This is a genomic window from Streptomyces sp. NPDC088400 (assembly GCF_044753355.1).
Taxonomy (GTDB): domain Bacteria; phylum Actinomycetota; class Actinomycetes; order Streptomycetales; family Streptomycetaceae; genus Streptomyces.
This window is the reverse complement of record NZ_JBIVMZ010000005.1, coordinates 478395-493699: the sequence shown is the minus strand read 5'-3', so window position 1 is coordinate 493699 and position 15305 is coordinate 478395. Positions and strand designations below refer to the sequence as shown.

Here is a 15305-nt window from a genome sequence, read left to right as displayed (position 1 = left end):
CGGGCCGCAGGCGGGTTCAGATGACGGGCGGCCGGCCGAGCGCGGTCATGCGCCACACGGTCCGCCAGCCCATCGGCCGCCGCACCCCGCACGCCGTCCGCACGCCCTCGAAGAACCCGCCGAACCACGCGCGCAGCCCGCTCAGCGAACGCGTCCGGGCCACGGTCAGCAGAATCCACGTACCGAGGTAGACGGGCACCAGCAGCGCGGGCAGATGGCGGCGGGCCAGCCACACCCGGTTGCGGGCGGTCATCCGGTAGTACTCGGCGTGCCGGGCGGGTGAGGTCCGGGGGTGCTGGAGGACCAGCTCCGGCTCGTAACGGATCGTCCACCCCGCGTCCAGCGCACGCCACGCGAGGTCGGTCTCCTCGTGGGTGAAGAAGAACTCGTCGGGCCAGCCGCCGGTCTCCTCCAGCATCGGCATGGACAGCGCGTGCCCGCCGCCGAGGAACGTGGTCACCTCACCGGCCCGCATCGGGTCGTCGACCCGCAGCCGGGGCACATGCCGCCGCTGGGTGAAGCCGGTCTCGTCCGCGATACGGAAGCTGACGATGCCGAGCCGGGGATCCGCCTCGTAGAGATCGGCGACCCTGCTGATCACATCGGCCTCGATCAGCAGGCCGTCATCGTCCAGGTCCACGAGAACGTCCACGTCACCGAACTCGCGGAGCTTCTCCATGGCGACATTGCGGCCACCGGAGACACCGAGGTTCTTCTCCAGTTCGACCCCGATGACCCCGTCGGGCAGTCCGGGCAGCGGCGCCCCGTTGCCGACGACCACGACCCGCGCCGCGGCCTCCTGCTGCTTGGCCACGGAGTCCAGCAGAGCGCGCAGCTCGACGGGACGCGTCCCCATGGTCAGCACGGCCACACCTACACGGGGTCGGGACACGTCCGGATCACTCCAGTTCTCGAAGTCGGAAGGAAGAAGGATGGGAAGGGAGGAAGAGACAGGACGGAAGAGGCGGGACGGAAGAGGCGGGACGGAAGAGGCAGAGGGACGAGGATGAGGGATGCTGCGGGAGCATCGATTCATCGATGCTATCCGGCGGTGGCCATCCTCCGGCCACCGGAAGGTACCTCTGCCGACGACGCCGGTTCACCTCGGCGTCCCACAGAAACAGCCGTACCGCCGCACCGGGGACAAGAAGGACAACGACAGGGCCACAAAACCGATCACCGCACCGGCGAACAGTCCGAGAATGGCATTGACAGCGCCATGTTCATGATCGTGCCATTGTGGCAAAATGCCTGCATGCTTATGCTCGGTGATGCTGAGTGAGCGAGCCACGCTCTGCCCCGACAATCGGGCAACTCGTCCTCAGCAAGCAGCTCCAGGCCCTCCGTGAGCGCGCGGGCCTGAGTCGTGATCAGGCTGCCAGGCTGCTCCGGGTCGCCTCCGCCACCATCCGCCGGATGGAGCTGGCCGAGGTCGGGCTCAGGATCCCGTACATCCAGATCCTGCTGCCCGCGTACGGCGTCCCCGACGACGAGGTGGTCACCTTCCTCCAACTGGCCGACGAGGCCAACCGGCCCGGCTGGTGGCAGCGCTTCCACGATGTACTTCCCGACTGGTTCGGCGGGCACGTCAGCCTTGAGGAGGCCGCCAGGACCATCCGGTGCTACGAGCCGCACTACGTGCCCGGACTGCTCCAGACCGAGGACTACGCGCGCACGATCCTGACCTACGGCGCGGTCGGCCGGTCCGACCCCGCCCGGATCGAACGCCATGTCGCGCTGCGCATGGCGCGCCAGGAGCTGCTCACCCGGCCCGGCGCCCCGGCCTTCTGGGTCGTCATGGACGAGACCGTCCTGCACCGCCCCGTCGGCTCGCCCGACATCATGCGGGCGCAGCTCGACCGGCTGCTGGAAGCGGCGGAGATGCCGAACGTGACGCTCCAGATCGCGGAGTTCGCCTCCGGCCACCACCCCGGCACGTACAGCCCGTTCGTCCTGTTCCGCTTCGCCATCCCCGAGATGCCGGACATCGTCTACATCGAGTATCTGACGGGCGCCCTCTACCTCGACGGTCCCTCCGAGGTCTCGGGGCACATGGAGGCCATGGACCGTATGGTCGTGCAGGCGGAGTCGGTGAGCCGTACCAAGGAAATCCTCGCCGCCTTCCGCGCGGAGCTGTGAATGAACGTCCCAGGGAGCTGTGAATGAACGCCCCTCGATCCGCCCCTCGTTCCACCCCCCGGATCGATACGGGCAAGCCCCATCCCGCGCGCGTGTACGACTATCTTCTCGGCGGCAGGGACAACTACGCGGTCGACCGGGAGATAGGCGAACAACTCCCGGCCGCCTCGAAGGTCGACGCCCGGCTGAACCGGGCCTTCATGCGGCGCGCCATCGCCTGGGTGGCCCGCAGCGGCATCGACCAGTACCTCGACATCGGTACGGGAATCCCCACCGAGCCGAATCTGCACCAGGTCGTCCAGGAGATCACCCCGACGTCCCGCGTCGTCTACACCGACAACGACCCCATTGTTCTGCGGCACGCGGAAGCCCTGCTGGTCAGCGCCCCGGAGGGTGCCACCGACTACGTCCAGGCGGATGTCCGCGCACCCACGGAGATCCTCGAAAACGCCACCGGCCTGCTGGACTTCGGCCGGCCCGTCGCCCTCTCCCTCATCGCCCTCATGCACTTCATACCGGACGAGGACGACCCGTACGGCATCACCCGCACCCTGGTGGACGCCCTGTCGCCCGGCAGCCTGCTGCTGCTCTCGCACGGCACCGCCGACTTCCTGCCGGGGGATGTGATCGACCGGGCCACCGGCCTGTACGACAAGGGCGGCATCCCGCTGCGTCTGCGCGGCCGCGCCGAGGTCGGGCGGTTCTTCGACGGCCTCGATCTCGTCGACCCCGGGCTGGTGACGGCGCCCCACTGGCACATGGAGCCCCCGGCCCCGCAGGAGGATGCGTACAGCTCCTTCTACGTAGGAGTGGCCCGCGTCCGCTGAAACGCGCGAACGAGCCGGCCGTCCCGTGCGGCACGCGGGTGTTTGTGTGGCGAACACCCGGGAAGGCGGGCCGTTGTCAGGGAAACGGCTCGACAGCGAGGAGCGCGACCATGACCGCCGACAGGAAGACGTCCGCGAAGACCGGCCAGGTCAAGGGCGTATTCAAACGATGAGCGCGCCGTACAGCCCTTTCGTCAGAGGTGGCCGTGTGTGCAGAGTTCCGGGGTGGTGGCCCGGCGGACGAACCGTCCGCCGGGCCATCGCCCTTTCCGGGGACGGTCCGCCGTCCGGATCACTCGCAGAACGACGACCGTACGGCGGTCACGACGCTCGCGGCCTGGTCCTCGGTGAGGGTCGGGACCGTACCGCCCTCGAACCGGGACTTGGCGTTGATCTGAACGGTGGCGGCGGCCTTCCCGCCGCGCAGATCCAGGCACACGTTCCGGGACCGGTCGACGGCTCTGTCCTCGTCGGCCACAAGCGCCGGCTCGATGGAACGCAACGCGCGTAGCAGGGCCTCACGTTGCACGGGATCGAGCGGGGGAATCCCGGAAGTATCGTTCGACGCTTCCTCGGTCGGCTCCTCCGCAGACCCCTCGGCCGGATCGGCCACAGACGCCGACGTGGTCACGGATGGTTTGGCGTTGTCCGCCGTCGCCTTGTCCGCACCGCCCTCAAACAGGTTGACGACACCGCCGAGCGCGACCAGCCCCGCGACTATCCCGAGCCACGTTTTCGCTTTCCGCTGCATCGCAGCCCCTCCCCATCGGTTACGCGATCACCACACACCTATCACGGTGCGGGCACGGACAGGGCCCGTCCTCGAAGCCGCCGCATTCGCACTGGGCAACCGAATGGTCACTCAAAGCAGTACACTCGCGCGGAGCGAGGCGGGCCTCCCGTCGCTCCCCGATCAGTTGAGACAACCCGCCGGTACCCGTGGAAAATCTGATCGATCCGGGAAGGCTTGGTATGGATCCGTCCCGTCGCGGCGTGCTCGGAGCGGGGTTGTTCTCCGTGGCGCTCACGATCCCTGAATGGCCTGATGTGGTCGGCAAAATGGAAGCGATCAGGGCCGACCCGCACAGACGCATCGGCCAGGCCGAGGTTCAGGCAGTTTCGGCGATGACCGATCGCCTCTCAGACCTCGATGACGAATTCGGCGGCCGGTATGCCCACCCGATGGCCGCCGCTTTCCTCGTCAACACAGTCAGCCCGTACTTGAAGGCAAGCGCGTCAAGGGAAACCCGCACATCGATGATGTCCGCCGCTTCCTTGCTCTGCTATCTGACCGGATGGATGGCGGTGGATGAAGGAGTTCACGGCCGAGCACAACAGTATTACGCAAAGAGTCTGGAGCTCGCGGGGGCGAGTGGCGACCAGCTGACCTACTGCCGTGTCCTACGGGGCATGTCGGTACAGGCCGCGAATCTTGGCCACGGCACCCCGGCGGTACGGCTCGCGAACGCCGCGGCGGAAGCATCCCCCGAGTCCAGCCCCCGCATGCGCGCGTTTCTTGCCGGGCAGCAGGCACACGCGTACGCCCTGGCAGGTGAGCGGGCAAACGCCCTGACCAGTCTGCGCGAGGCGGAACGCGCGGTGAACCAGGCGGAAAGCGGACTCGGGACATTCGGCGGGTTCAGCTCAGCGACGTTGGCGTATGCCACATCGGAAGTCCGGCACGCGCTGGGCGATGTGAAGGGGAGCGTCGAATCCCTTCAGGACCATTTTCCCCTGCGGGACTCCACCGACAGCAGGAGGTCGGAAATCAAGTTCGGCGCGATGCTGGCCGAACGGCAACTGGAAGTGGGACATCTGGAGGCGGCTTGCGCCTCGTGGGACAAGGCGCTGGATGCTTATCCAGGAATGCATTCCGGTCAGATCGACCAACAGATCGCCAGGATTCCTTCCCTGCTGTCCCGTTACCGGTCGAACCCCATAGCCCGGCAGGTCATCGAGCGTTCTGGGAGCGCTTCCGCGAAATGAGAGCCGTACGGGACAGTCCGTCATCGCGGACAACAGCGGACAACACACGTGGGGCCGGGTCGGTTCTCCACCGACCCGGCCCCACGCGCCGTTGCTCGCTTCAACTGCTCGCTTCAACTGCTCACTTCAGCGGATCAGTCCGTGACCTCGATGCGACCGTTGGACGCACCGGAGTTGGCGCCCGCGCCTGTGCCCGCGCCCGCGTCGGCATTCGCCGCCGGGGCCGGAACAGCCGCAGCGCCGGACCCGCCGGAGGCACTGACCCCGCCCGTCTTGCCCGCCGTCATGCCCTTCAGCAGTTCGGCGAGGTCAACTCCCGTTGTGGAGCTGAGCAGTTCGACCCCCTGGGCGACATTGTCGGCGACCGTACGTGCCAACTGCCCGGCGCCGTCCGTGGAGATCACCGTCATCTTGTCCACCGCGCTCAACGGCTCGGACGCCTTCGCCACGACCGACGGCAGCACCTCGACCAGCATCTGGAGGACGGCCGCGTCGCCGTAGCGCGCGAACGCGTCGGCCTTCTTGTGCATCGCGTCCGCCTCCGCGGCACCCTTCGCGCCGATCGCGTCGGCCTCCGCCTCGCCCTCGATCCGTACGGCCTCGGCGAGCGCGGCGCGGTGCGCCTTCTCGCCCTCACCGGTGAGACGGGCCCGTTCGGCGTCGGCCTCCGCCTGCTTGACCAGGGCGATGCGCCGCGCTTCGGCCTCCTGCTCGGCCTGGTAACGGGCGGCGTCGGCGGGCTTACGGACCTTCGTGTCCAGTTCGCGGTCCGTCAGCGCGGCCCGGCGCTCGGCGACCTTCTCCTGCTCGCTGAGGACGTCCTGCTCCCGCGCCGCCTGGGCCAGCGGGCCCGCGGCGTCCGCGCCCGCCGCGGCCTTGTCCGTCTCGGCCTTGATCTCGGCCTGCTTCAGGTTGAAGGTCCGCTGCGCGATCGCGATCTCTTCCTCGGCCTTCAGCCGCGCCTGCTCGGCGGCGCGACGCGCCACCGCCTCCGCGATGTCGGCCTCCTGCTTGGCCCGCGCGGCCTCGGGACGCCCGAGGTCCTCCAGGTACGAGCCCTCGGTGCTGATGTCCTGGATCTGGAACGCGTCCAGCACCAGCCCCTGCCCGGACAGGCTCGCCTCGGCCTCCTCCGCGACCTGCCCGGCGAAGGCCGCGCGGTCCCGGATGATGTCCTCCACCGACATCCGGCCGACGATGGAACGCAGCGCGCCCGACAGCACTTCCTGGGTGAAGCCGACGATGCCGCCCTGCTGCTGGAGGAACCGCTGCGCCGCGGCCCGGATCGAGTCCTCCGTACCGCCGACCTTGACGATGGCGACACCTTCGAGGTTGGCCTTCACCCCGCGCAGTGTGACCGCGCCCCGAACGGCGACCGGAATGTGCCGGCTGGACAGGTCCAGCGTGAACTTCTGCTGTACGAACGGGACGACGAACACGCCGCCACCCACCACGACCTTCTGGCCGCTGTTGTCGGTGGACACCCGGCCGGTGTCCGGGTCGGTCGACTGCTTGCCGCGCCGTCCGGTGACGATGAACGCCTCACTGGGCCCCGCGACCTTGTACCGCGTGACGACGACCAGCGCCAGCAGGACGACGAGGACGACGACCCCCAGCACGGCGATGACTACTGGACTCATATGCTCTCTCCCCGAATCGGTTCGTGTGGTGAGCGGGGACCGTCCGCACCCACGGCAGATACGGCCACATACGGCCAGGTGCGGAAAGTGCGACCGCGCGAGCAGGCAAGCAGGCGAGCCCTGGTCAGCGCTCGACGAGGCGCACCGAGACCGAGCTGGCGGACAGCGTCCGCTCCACCCAGATCTCCGCGCCGTACTCCACCGGCTGTGCGCTCTTCGCGGCGTACTTCACCGGCTGGCCGCCCAGCCGCAGCAGCACCTCGCCGTAGCCGGACGCCGGTATCGCCGTGACCACGGTGCCCGCCGTGCCCACCAGGTCATCCCCCCGTGGGGTGGCCACCGTCTGGTCGCGCATCAGCATCCGGCTGAACTTCCATGTCAGCCAGCCCGCTCCGAGCCCGGCCGCCACCCCCGTGACGACGGCCGGGCCGGTGCCGAGACGCGTGGTGCCCAGGACGATCGCGGCGCTGAAGCCGAGCATCGACACGAACCCGGCGATCACCGGCAGTGACAACAGGCCGTCGAACAGCCCGTCCAGCACCCCGCCCCCGCCGAAAAGCCCTTCGAGCACCCCGTCGAAAACCAGCGACAGGACGAGCAGCACGATCCCCGCGATGCCGACACCAAGAAACAAGGTCACCGGACAAACCTCCCCCGTCGCCGCTGACTTCCTCGCTCAGAAGCCATACTGCCACCCGCCTACGACAGTGAACATTGCCGTAACCCGGCAGTCTTGACGCGTTCTTGATGCCCGATCGGCACCATCCGCCCCCAACCGCCCGGAAGGGCGGAAATCCCCCACGTCACACACGTCAGAACGGCTTCTCCGGCCAGTCCAGCAACCTCGCCCCGATCACGGCTGTTTGCAGCGTGTAGCGGTGCACCGGATCGGCGGGGTCCGCGCCGGTGAGCCGGTGGATCCGCTCCAGGCGGTACGTCAGGGCCCGCACGCTCAACGACAGCCGCCGCGCCGCCTCCGCCGCCACACACCCCGCGTCGAAATACGCGGTCAGCGTCTCGATGAGCGGCACGGCGCCGCCGCGCGCCGCCTCCAGCGGGCCGAGCGTGCTCAGGACGAGTTCCGTCATGGCGTGCCGGTCGCGGGTGAGAACCGGATAGACGAGCAGGTCCGCCGCGCGCAGTACGGGCTCGTCCATGCCGAGCCGCTCGGCGAGGTCGAGCACGTTCAGCGCCTCCTCGTACGACCGCACGACCCCGCCAGGTCCCGGCTGCGGGCGGCCGATGCCGACCCGGCCGCCGTCCGTGGCCGCGAACGCCCGCTTCGCGAAATACGCCAGCACCTCCCCCTGGTCCCCCGGAGCGACGCACACCAGCCGGCCGGCCTTCGTGGTGAGCAGAACGCTGCGGTCCCCGAACCGGCCGAGCAGCGCCTGCTCCACGGACCGCGGTACGGCATCCTCCTCGTCGTACGGGACCGTGCCCTCGGCGACCGCCACGGCGTGCTCGTACGAGAGCCGCAGCCCGAACCGTTCGGCCCGCTCCGCCAGCCGCCCCGGATCACTGCGCCCGTACAGCAGGTCGTCGATGAACTCCCGCCGCGCGGCGGCCTCCTGGCGTACGGCGAGACGCTGCGCCCGCTCGTACCCCTCGGCGAACGCGTCGACGGCCTGTTCGACGGCGGCGAGCACACGGTCGGCCGCGTCGGCCCCGGAGGCGCCGGAGGGCCAGTGGACACGGGCCCCGGCGAGATGCGCGCCGACCAGCGCGCGCAGCCCGAACCCGGCTTCGGCGGCCTGCTCACCGAGTTCGCGGCGGGCGAGCAGTTCCTCCCGGGTGAGCCGGCGGCCGGTGGAGGCGACCGCCGCGAGTATGCGGGCGTACCCGTCCAGATACCCGTCGGGTATCCCGTGCCCGCTCTCCTGACCGTGCCCGCTCCCCTGACCCTGACCGTGCCCTGTCACGCCCGCTCCCGTCCGTGCCCGCGCCCGTTCCCGTGGCCGCGCCCCTGCCCCACGCTTCGCTCCCCGGGCGTCTCGTACCGGAACTCCCGTGACATGGGAATCCTCGTACAGGAGTACAGCAGAGGGCCGCGACGCAGGCGCCGCCGCGAGCAGTACGGGCCGGACAGGTCCGGCCTCAGGCCGGGGCATCCCCGAAGTCCGGGATGTCCAGACGTTCGCCGCCCTTCAGCGCGGACTCGTGCGCGACGATGCCCGGCAGGGTGTAGCGGGCCGCGAGCCAGGCGTTCACCGGGGGCAGCGTGCCCGTGTTGACCGCCGTCACGAAGTCGTCGGCGAGGAAGTGGTGGCTGCCCTCGTGGCCGTTGGTGACGTTCCTGAACTCCTCGGGGAGCCGGGAGCGGTCGTGGACCGGCGCCGACCCGGAGGTGAAGGCGTCGCGCAGCGCGGGCGCCACATGGGCCAGGGACGGGTCGTCGGGGGAGAGAGCGCGCTTGGGCTCCAGGTGTTCGGTGACGTCCTTGACCCCCTCCTTGTCCTGCCAGTGGCTGACGGTGGCGAGCTGCTCGAAGCTCGCTTCCGTACCGAAGAAGCGGAAGCGCGACTCCCGGATCTGCGAGGGGTAACCGACCCGCCGGAACTCGTTCGTACGGAACGATCCGCCGCCCGCGACCTCGAACAGCGCCGTGGCGTTGGAGAAGTCGTTGTCGAACTGGCTGACTTCCTTGTCGAAGACCCCGTCCCCCCGCTGGTCCTTGACCCCGATCGCGGAGACGCTCACCGCGTGCGTCTGCCAGGCGCCGAGCACGCCGCCGACCGAGTGGGTCGGGTAGAGCAGGGGCGGATAGCTGGCGGTGGACTTCCACGCCTCGCCGCCGCTGTACTGGTACGCCTCGTAGAAGCCGAGGTCCATGTCGTGGACGTAGTCGCCCTCGGCGTAGAAGAGCCGGCCGAAGGCACCTGCGGCGATCTGGTCTCGGGCGTAGACGGTGGCCGGGTTGTAGTGGCTGGTCTCGCCCATCATGTACGTCAGGCCGGTCTCCCGTACGGCCTCGATGATGGCCGCGATCTCGTCCCGGGTGACCGCCATCGGCACCGCCGAGTACACGTGCTTCCCTGCGCGCAGGGCCCGGACGACGAGCGGCCCGTGGGTCCAGCGCTGGGTGAAGACGGCGACCGCGTCGACATCGGAGTCGAGTACGGCGTCGAAGGAGGGGAGCGTCCCCGCGAGGTCGTGGTCGGCGGCGAGCCGGTCGGCCCGCTCCGGGAGCAGGTCGGTGGCGAAGATGTCGCCCACGCCCGGGTGGAGCCGCCAGAGCTTGGCGAACTGCCCGGCGAACTGCCCGGCACCGACGATGGCAAGGGAGAAGGACATGGAACACCTTTCGTGTGGGCGGTACGAGGTACGGGGGGGGCGGTACGAGGTACGGGGGGGCGGTACGAGGTACGGGGGCGGTGCCTGATGTCCGGCGGGGCCACGCTGACGCCGGTGCGGGCGTGTGTTCCGCTCAATCGCCCTGGGACAGAATGAGGTTGATCTGCCGGTTGGTCGTACTGAGACTGCCCACCGGCTTGCCGTTCGCATACACGTCCTGCATCGCGGGCCTCATCAGCGCCGCCACATCGGCCGCGTAGTTGGTGATCGGAAACGAGAACGTCGTCCTGTCGGCGACGGGCTTGGTGAAGGCCGTGACGTCGATGCCCTCCTTCCTGTACGCGGCGATGGCCGTGGCCGTACCGGCCTTCGAGGCGGGGAAGACGATGCCCTGCTTGCCGACGCTCGTCTGACAGGCGTCGGAGGCCAGGTACGCCACCCACTTCTGGGCGGCGGCCTTCTTCGCGCCGCGTTTGGTGAGGGAGTCGGCGAGGCCGTTCATCATGGTCGCGCGGTGGCCGGACGGTCCGACGGGGGTCAGGGCGATGCCCGGGTCGAGGCCCTTCATGCCGTAGATGGTCTTCGTCATCCATGAGCCCTGCAGGCCGATCGCCGCCTGGCCGGAGCCGAGTTGGGTCTCGGGGCCGTTGGACTCGGAGAAGTTCTCGTAGGGGGCCAGATAGCCTTTCTCGGCAAGGCCGTAGTACCACTCGATCGTGGACTGGAAGGCCTTCTGGTCGTAGTTGTAGTGCGTCCCCCACGCCTTCTTGTCGGTGTACTTCCAGCCCGCCGAGCCGGTGAAGGCGCTCCACTGGGTCTGGCCGTCGGCCTCACCCGCGTCGTTGGTGGCCAGTCCGTACGTCTTGACGTGGTGCTTGTCGAAGCCGGGCTCGTCGCCCCGCCGCCCCTTGGTGTCGACGGTGAGCCGGGCGAGGGTCTTCTCGAAGGTGCCGCCGTCGGACGGGTTCCAGGAGAGGCTGTTGAGCGTCCCGGCGGAGACCCCCGCGTCCTTCGCCATCTTCTTGTTGTAGAACATGGCGACGGTGTCCCAGTCCTTCGGGGCGCCGTAGCGGTGGCCGTCCTGGCCCATCCAGGACGACGCGAGGCCGTCCTGGTAGTCGGCGTCCCTGATCCCCTCGGTCGCAGGCAGTTCGTCCAGCGGGGCGAGCGCGTTCAGGCCGACGAACTGCGCGAACTTCGTGATGTGGTTGGTGAAGACGTCCGGTTCGGTGCCCGCGATCATGCTGGCCGTGAGCTTGTTCCAGTAGTCCTCCCAGCCGTTCTGGATGATCTTGACCTTGACGCCCGGGTTCCGCTTCTCGAATCCCGTGGCGCATTCCTCGTAGAGCGGGAGTTGGTTGGAGTCCCAGAGCCAGTACGTGACGGTCCTGGACGACGCCACGGACGACGAGCCCTGCGACCCGCAGCCGACGGCGAGGAGGGACATCGAGACGGCACCGACCAGCGTGGCCAGGCCTCGGGTGGAGATCCTGCCGCGTATCACCGCACCGCGTATTACCGCACCGCGTATTACCGCACCACGTATCACCGCACCGTTCCTCACTTCCTACTTGAGACCGCTGAAGCCGATGGAGTTGACGATCCGCCGGGCGAAGACGCCGAAGAGAGCGAGCATCGGCAGCGCGGCGACCAGCGTCGCGGCCATCAGCCCCGACCAGTCCGTACCGGCCTGCGGGGTCTGCGACCGGAAGATGGACAGGGCCACGGTGAGCACCCGGGAACTCTCGCTGTACGAGACCATGAGCGGCCAGAAGTAGTCGTTCCAGGCCGTGATGTACGTGAGGACGGCGAGGGTGGTGACCGGCGCGGACGCCATGGGCAGGGAGAGCCGGAAGAAGATCCGGACCTTGCCCGCGCCGTCCAGCAGGGCCGCCTCCTCCATCTCCCTGGGCAGGTTCATGAAGAACTGCCGGAGGAAGAAGACCGCGAACGGGGTCATGAACATGGTTGGCAGGGCGATCCCGGCCAGGGTGTCCACCAGGCCGAGTTCCTTGATCAGGACGAAGTTCGGCAGCAGCGTGAAGATCGTCGGCACCATCAGTCCGGCGAGGAAGAGCCCGAACACCCGGTCCCTGCCCCGCCAGCGCAGCCGGGCGAAGGCGTACGCGGCCATGGCGGAGAACAGAATCTGACAGACCGTCACCATGGTCGCGACGACCGTCGAGTTGATCAGATAACGCCAGAAGTCGATCGAGGCACCCGAACCGCCCTCGGCCAGGGCCTCTTCCGTGCTCTGCATGCCGAAGACCCGCTCGAAACCGCCCCAGCCGAAGTCGACGGGCAGCGGGGAGGACGGATCGGCGGTGAGGGCGTTGTTGGAGGACAGCGCGGTACGCACGATCCAGTAGAAGGGCAGCAGGGTCATCAGGATGATCACGGTCATCACCGCCCAGGCCACCACCCGGCCGGGCGAGGGGCGGCGCCGGACCGGCCTGCCGACGGCGGGTGGGGGCGCGGGGGCGTCGTCGTCGGCCCGCGCGGGGGTCAGTACGGCCATGACACGGCTCCTTCGCGCTTCCGCTCGTCCCTGAACTCACAGTCGTACGTCCACTCGCGCGGCTGTTCGTACTGCTGCTCGTACTGCTGCTCGCGTGTCTGCTCGTACTCCCGCTCGCGGTACTCGCACTCGTACGCGTACTCCTGCTCCCGTTCCTGCTCCGGCTCCCGCTCCTGCCCGCGCATCAGCCGAGGTCCGTTTCGCCGGCCCGGGTGACCCGGTACTGGATCATGGTGATCACGCTCAGCACGGCCAGCAGCGCGACGGACATCGCGGACGCGTAGCCGAACTGGAACCGCCCGAACGCCGAGTCGTAGATGTACAGCTGGAGCACATTGCTGGCGTTCGCCGGCCCGCCGGGGCCGGTGGTGGCCACCGCCACGGTGTCGAAGACCTGGAACGACCCGATGACCGTCATGATCAGTACGACCGCCAGCACCGGCCTCAGCAGCGGCAGCGAGATCCGCCAGAACGTCCGCAGCTCACCGGCCCCGTCCACGCGCGCCGCCTCGTACACATCGCCCGGTATCGCCTGGAGCCCGGCGAAGAGCAGCAGCGCCGTGTAGCCGACGTGCCGCCATACGTTGATCATCGCGACGCTGGGGATGACCCATTCCTCGCTGGTCAGGAAGGCGATGCGGTCGAAGCCCAGCGCACCGATGATCTCGTTGCCGATCCCCGTCTGGGTGTCCAGGATCCACAGGAACACCACGCCCGCGACAACGTTCGAGACGAGGTACGGCGTGAGCACGAGACCGCGCAGGAAGGAGGACTTGGTCAGCCGCTGCATCAGTACGGCGATGCACAGGGCCGCCGCCGTCTGTACGCCGATGTTGATGAAGACGTACTCGACGGTGACGCGCAACGCCCGCCAGAAGATGGGGTCGTGGACCATCCGGCGGTAGTTGTCCAGGCCCACCCACTCGGCAGGGGTGAGCAGGTTGTAGCGGGTGAAGCTGAGATAGACACCGCGCAGGGTGGGCCAGAGCAGGAACACCAGGAAGCCGAGCATGGCCGGAGCGATGAAGACCGCCGCCAGGGCGCCGTCCCCGCGACCGCCGCCGTCACGTTCCCGGACCGCTCCGCGCTGTCCGTTCTTCGCCGTTCGCGCGCTCGCCGTTCGCTTACTCGCCCTTCTCGCACTCGCCTTCGCGCCGGGCGCTGGTGCGGGTGGGCGCGACGGTGCACTGCTTGAGGCGACAGTCATCATGAGACTCCCTTGTCCATGACTCGTCCTCGGGTGCATTTACTTTCGACGTGAAAGAATCGGCGCGTCAAGAGATGTGCACACATTCGACCTCTTCCACACTCACCCGAACTCTTCTCAACTCTTTCGATCACGAAGAGTGAACTCACTGCCAGAAGTTCGCGGATCAATCGGGATTACGGAGATTTTCCCGGCAAGTGCGCCTCAATCGACCTGCTGACGGTCACCACGGGTAAGGAGTGACATTACTTCTGCCATAAAATAAAGTGGTCGGCCAGCCCTGGATACGATGCAGGGGAGCACCGTCATGTCCATGGACGCAGGGACAGAGGCAGGGGCAGGGGCAGGGGCAGAGGTAGAAGTAGAGGCAGGGAACGTGAGCATGCTTGCTGCCAGTTGGGCGCCGCTGAGCCCCGCCGAACGCGCGGTGGCCATCGAGGTGTTGACCCATGGCCCGGTCTCGCGCACCGAGATCGCCAGAAAGCTGAACCTGTCGGCCGGCAGCCTCACCCGGCTGACCAAACCGCTGATCGAGTCCGGCCTGCTGGTCGAGGACCCGGCGCCGGTCACGGTCACCACCCGCCAGGGCCGCCCGTCGCAGCCGCTGGACATCGTCGCCGACTCCCGCTATTTCGTGGGTTTCAAGATCACCGAGGATGCGGTGTACGGGGTGGTCACGACCCTCAAGAGCGACATCGTGGCCACCCGGACCCTGCCGCTCCACACCCACGTCCCGGACGATGTCGCCGCCCTCCTCCACACCATGACCGAGGACTTCGCCCTCTCCTTCCCCCGCCTGGCCGGCATCGGCGTCGGCGTGGGCGGCCATGTCCAGGGCCGTACCGGAGTCGTCGCCTCCCCCTTCCTGGGCTGGGAGAACGTCCCCTTCGCCGAACTCCTCGAACAGCGCACCGCCCTCCCCGTCGTGGTCGAGAACGATGTCGCGGCGCTGGTCGAGGCGGAGGCCTGGTTCGGCGCCGGGCGCGGCCTCGACCGCTTCGCCGTCCTCACCATCGGTGCGGGTATCGGGTACGGACTGGTCATCGGCGGCCAGTTGGTCCGTACGCCCGACGACAGCCGGGGCATCGGCCGGCGCTGGATCATCGACCCCCACGGCCCGCTCACGCCGGACGGCGACCGGGGCAGCGTCGTCTCGCTGCTCGCCATCCCGAGCATCCGCTACCAGGTCCGGGCGGCCACCGGCCGTGACCACACGTACGACGAGATCCTCACCCTCGCCGCCGCGGGCGACCCGATGGCCGCCCGGGTGGTGGCGGAGGCGGGCCGCGCGCTGGGAACCGTCGTGGCCCAGATCGCCAACTTCGCGATGCCCGAGAAGATCCTCCTCGCCGGGGAGGGGGTCGGCCTGGTCGACGTGGCGGGCCCGGCCATCCGGTCCGCCCTCCACGCGAACCGCCATCCGCTCGCCGACCCGGTCGCCATGGAGACCAAGATCTCCGACTTCAACGACTGGGCACGAGGCGCGGCGGTGTTGGCCATTCAGATCCTGGTCCTGGGCGCGCCCAAGGACTGACGGGTTCTGCCTCATCGCGGGCGGCGGCGACAGCCGGGACGGCAACCTTTCGGCGAGCGGCGGCGACCTGCTGTCGCGAGCCGACGTGTCGGTCGATGTGTCGGGCGATGTGTCGGTCGACACATCGCACGTCGGTCGACGTGTCGCTTCGCACCCCCCA

14 protein-coding genes are annotated in these 15305 nt (G+C 68.7%); 4 read left to right on the top strand and 10 right to left on the bottom strand.

Annotated features, from left to right (window positions below):
• Positions 1 to 16 precede the first annotated feature (16 nt).
• Entirely contained in the window at positions 17 to 892 is an 876-nt protein-coding gene (locus ACIQD6_RS16280) for a glycosyltransferase family 2 protein (RefSeq protein ID WP_401882761.1), read from the bottom strand.
• A 386-nt stretch (positions 893 to 1278) separates the two neighbouring features.
• Between ACIQD6_RS16280 and ACIQD6_RS16275 the strand changes: the two genes are divergently transcribed.
• Together ACIQD6_RS16275 and ACIQD6_RS16270 are read left to right on the top strand one after the other, a co-directional pair.
• Positions 1279 to 2139, top strand: a complete 861-nt coding sequence (locus tag ACIQD6_RS16275; RefSeq protein WP_401882759.1) for a helix-turn-helix domain-containing protein — start codon at positions 1279 to 1281, stop codon at positions 2137 to 2139.
• A gap of 23 nt (positions 2140 to 2162) precedes the next feature.
• On the top strand, positions 2163 to 2966 hold the full coding sequence (locus ACIQD6_RS16270; protein WP_401882757.1) for an SAM-dependent methyltransferase: 804 nt from the start codon (positions 2163 to 2165) through the stop codon (positions 2964 to 2966).
• Between the two features lie 292 nt (positions 2967 to 3258).
• Here the strand turns inward: ACIQD6_RS16270 and ACIQD6_RS16265 are convergent, their stop codons facing one another.
• A complete protein-coding gene (locus ACIQD6_RS16265) occupies positions 3259 to 3717 on the bottom strand; it encodes a DUF732 domain-containing protein (RefSeq protein WP_401882754.1) in 459 nt (152 codons plus the stop codon).
• 188 nt (positions 3718 to 3905) lie between these two features.
• On the opposite strand from ACIQD6_RS16265, the gene ACIQD6_RS16260 reads away from it, so the two are divergent.
• Positions 3906 to 4952 (top strand): transcriptional regulator, encoded by a 1047-nt coding sequence (locus ACIQD6_RS16260; protein ID WP_401882752.1) that lies wholly within the window; start codon positions 3906 to 3908, stop codon positions 4950 to 4952.
• Positions 4953 to 5086: 134 nt separating this feature from the next.
• Here ACIQD6_RS16260 and ACIQD6_RS16255 read toward each other — a convergent pair whose 3' ends face one another.
• The 8 genes from ACIQD6_RS16255 to ACIQD6_RS16220 all read right to left on the bottom strand — a co-directional run bounded on the left by ACIQD6_RS16255 (position 5087) and on the right by ACIQD6_RS16220 (position 13611).
• Entirely contained in the window at positions 5087 to 6592 is a 1506-nt protein-coding gene (locus ACIQD6_RS16255; protein ID WP_401882749.1) for a flotillin family protein, read from the bottom strand.
• Between the two features lie 124 nt (positions 6593 to 6716).
• The gene (locus tag ACIQD6_RS16250; protein WP_401882747.1) at positions 6717 to 7232 is read right to left on the bottom strand and encodes a hypothetical protein; all 516 of its coding nucleotides are present in this window, start codon (positions 7230 to 7232) and stop codon (positions 6717 to 6719) included.
• Between the two features lie 172 nt (positions 7233 to 7404).
• Positions 7405 to 8514 carry a PucR family transcriptional regulator gene (locus ACIQD6_RS16245; RefSeq protein WP_401882745.1) on the bottom strand — a complete coding sequence of 370 codons (1110 nt, stop codon included), beginning with the start codon at positions 8512 to 8514 and terminating at the stop codon, positions 7405 to 7407.
• 175 nt (positions 8515 to 8689) lie between these two features.
• Entirely contained in the window at positions 8690 to 9886 is a 1197-nt protein-coding gene (locus ACIQD6_RS16240) for a Gfo/Idh/MocA family protein (protein ID WP_401882743.1), read from the bottom strand.
• Positions 9887 to 10019: 133 nt separating this feature from the next.
• Positions 10020 to 11333, bottom strand: coding sequence for an ABC transporter substrate-binding protein (locus tag ACIQD6_RS16235; protein WP_401882905.1), 1314 nt, complete (start codon positions 11331 to 11333; stop codon positions 10020 to 10022).
• Between the two features lie 120 nt (positions 11334 to 11453).
• Positions 11454 to 12404, bottom strand: coding sequence for a carbohydrate ABC transporter permease (locus ACIQD6_RS16230; protein WP_401882740.1), 951 nt, complete (start codon positions 12402 to 12404; stop codon positions 11454 to 11456).
• Positions 12392 to 12589 carry a hypothetical protein gene (locus ACIQD6_RS16225; protein ID WP_401882737.1) on the bottom strand — a complete coding sequence of 66 codons (198 nt, stop codon included), beginning with the start codon at positions 12587 to 12589 and terminating at the stop codon, positions 12392 to 12394. The genes ACIQD6_RS16230 and ACIQD6_RS16225 overlap by 13 nt, the downstream gene beginning before the upstream one ends.
• Positions 12589 to 13611, bottom strand: coding sequence for a carbohydrate ABC transporter permease (locus ACIQD6_RS16220; protein ID WP_401882734.1), 1023 nt, complete (start codon positions 13609 to 13611; stop codon positions 12589 to 12591). The genes ACIQD6_RS16225 and ACIQD6_RS16220 overlap by 1 nt, the downstream gene beginning before the upstream one ends.
• Before the next feature lie 382 nt (positions 13612 to 13993).
• Here ACIQD6_RS16220 and ACIQD6_RS16215 point away from each other — a divergent pair, with 382 nt between their 5' ends.
• Positions 13994 to 15145, top strand: a complete 1152-nt coding sequence (locus tag ACIQD6_RS16215) for an ROK family protein (protein WP_401882731.1) — start codon at positions 13994 to 13996, stop codon at positions 15143 to 15145.
• The last annotated feature ends 160 nt before the right edge of the window (positions 15146 to 15305 follow it).

Bases quoted from the DNA above. Each gene is read 5' to 3' on its own strand.
- ACIQD6_RS16270 (WP_401882757.1), top strand. From the start codon at position 2,163: ATGAACGCCCCTCGATCCGCCCCTCGTTCCACCCCCCGGATCGATACG.
- ACIQD6_RS16265 (WP_401882754.1), bottom strand. From the start codon at position 3,717: ATGCAGCGGAAAGCGAAAACGTGGCTCGGGATAGTCGCGGGGCTGGTC.
- ACIQD6_RS16255 (WP_401882749.1), bottom strand. From the start codon at position 6,592: ATGAGTCCAGTAGTCATCGCCGTGCTGGGGGTCGTCGTCCTCGTCGTC.
- ACIQD6_RS16240 (WP_401882743.1), bottom strand. From the start codon at position 9,886: ATGTCCTTCTCCCTTGCCATCGTCGGTGCCGGGCAGTTCGCCGGGCAG.
- ACIQD6_RS16235 (WP_401882905.1), bottom strand. From the start codon at position 11,333: ATGTCCCTCCTCGCCGTCGGCTGCGGGTCGCAGGGCTCGTCGTCCGTG.
- ACIQD6_RS16230 (WP_401882740.1), bottom strand. From the start codon at position 12,404: ATGGCCGTACTGACCCCCGCGCGGGCCGACGACGACGCCCCCGCGCCC.
- ACIQD6_RS16225 (WP_401882737.1), bottom strand. From the start codon at position 12,589: ATGCGCGGGCAGGAGCGGGAGCCGGAGCAGGAACGGGAGCAGGAGTAC.
- ACIQD6_RS16220 (WP_401882734.1), bottom strand. From the start codon at position 13,611: ATGACTGTCGCCTCAAGCAGTGCACCGTCGCGCCCACCCGCACCAGCG.
- ACIQD6_RS16215 (WP_401882731.1), top strand. From the start codon at position 13,994: ATGCTTGCTGCCAGTTGGGCGCCGCTGAGCCCCGCCGAACGCGCGGTG.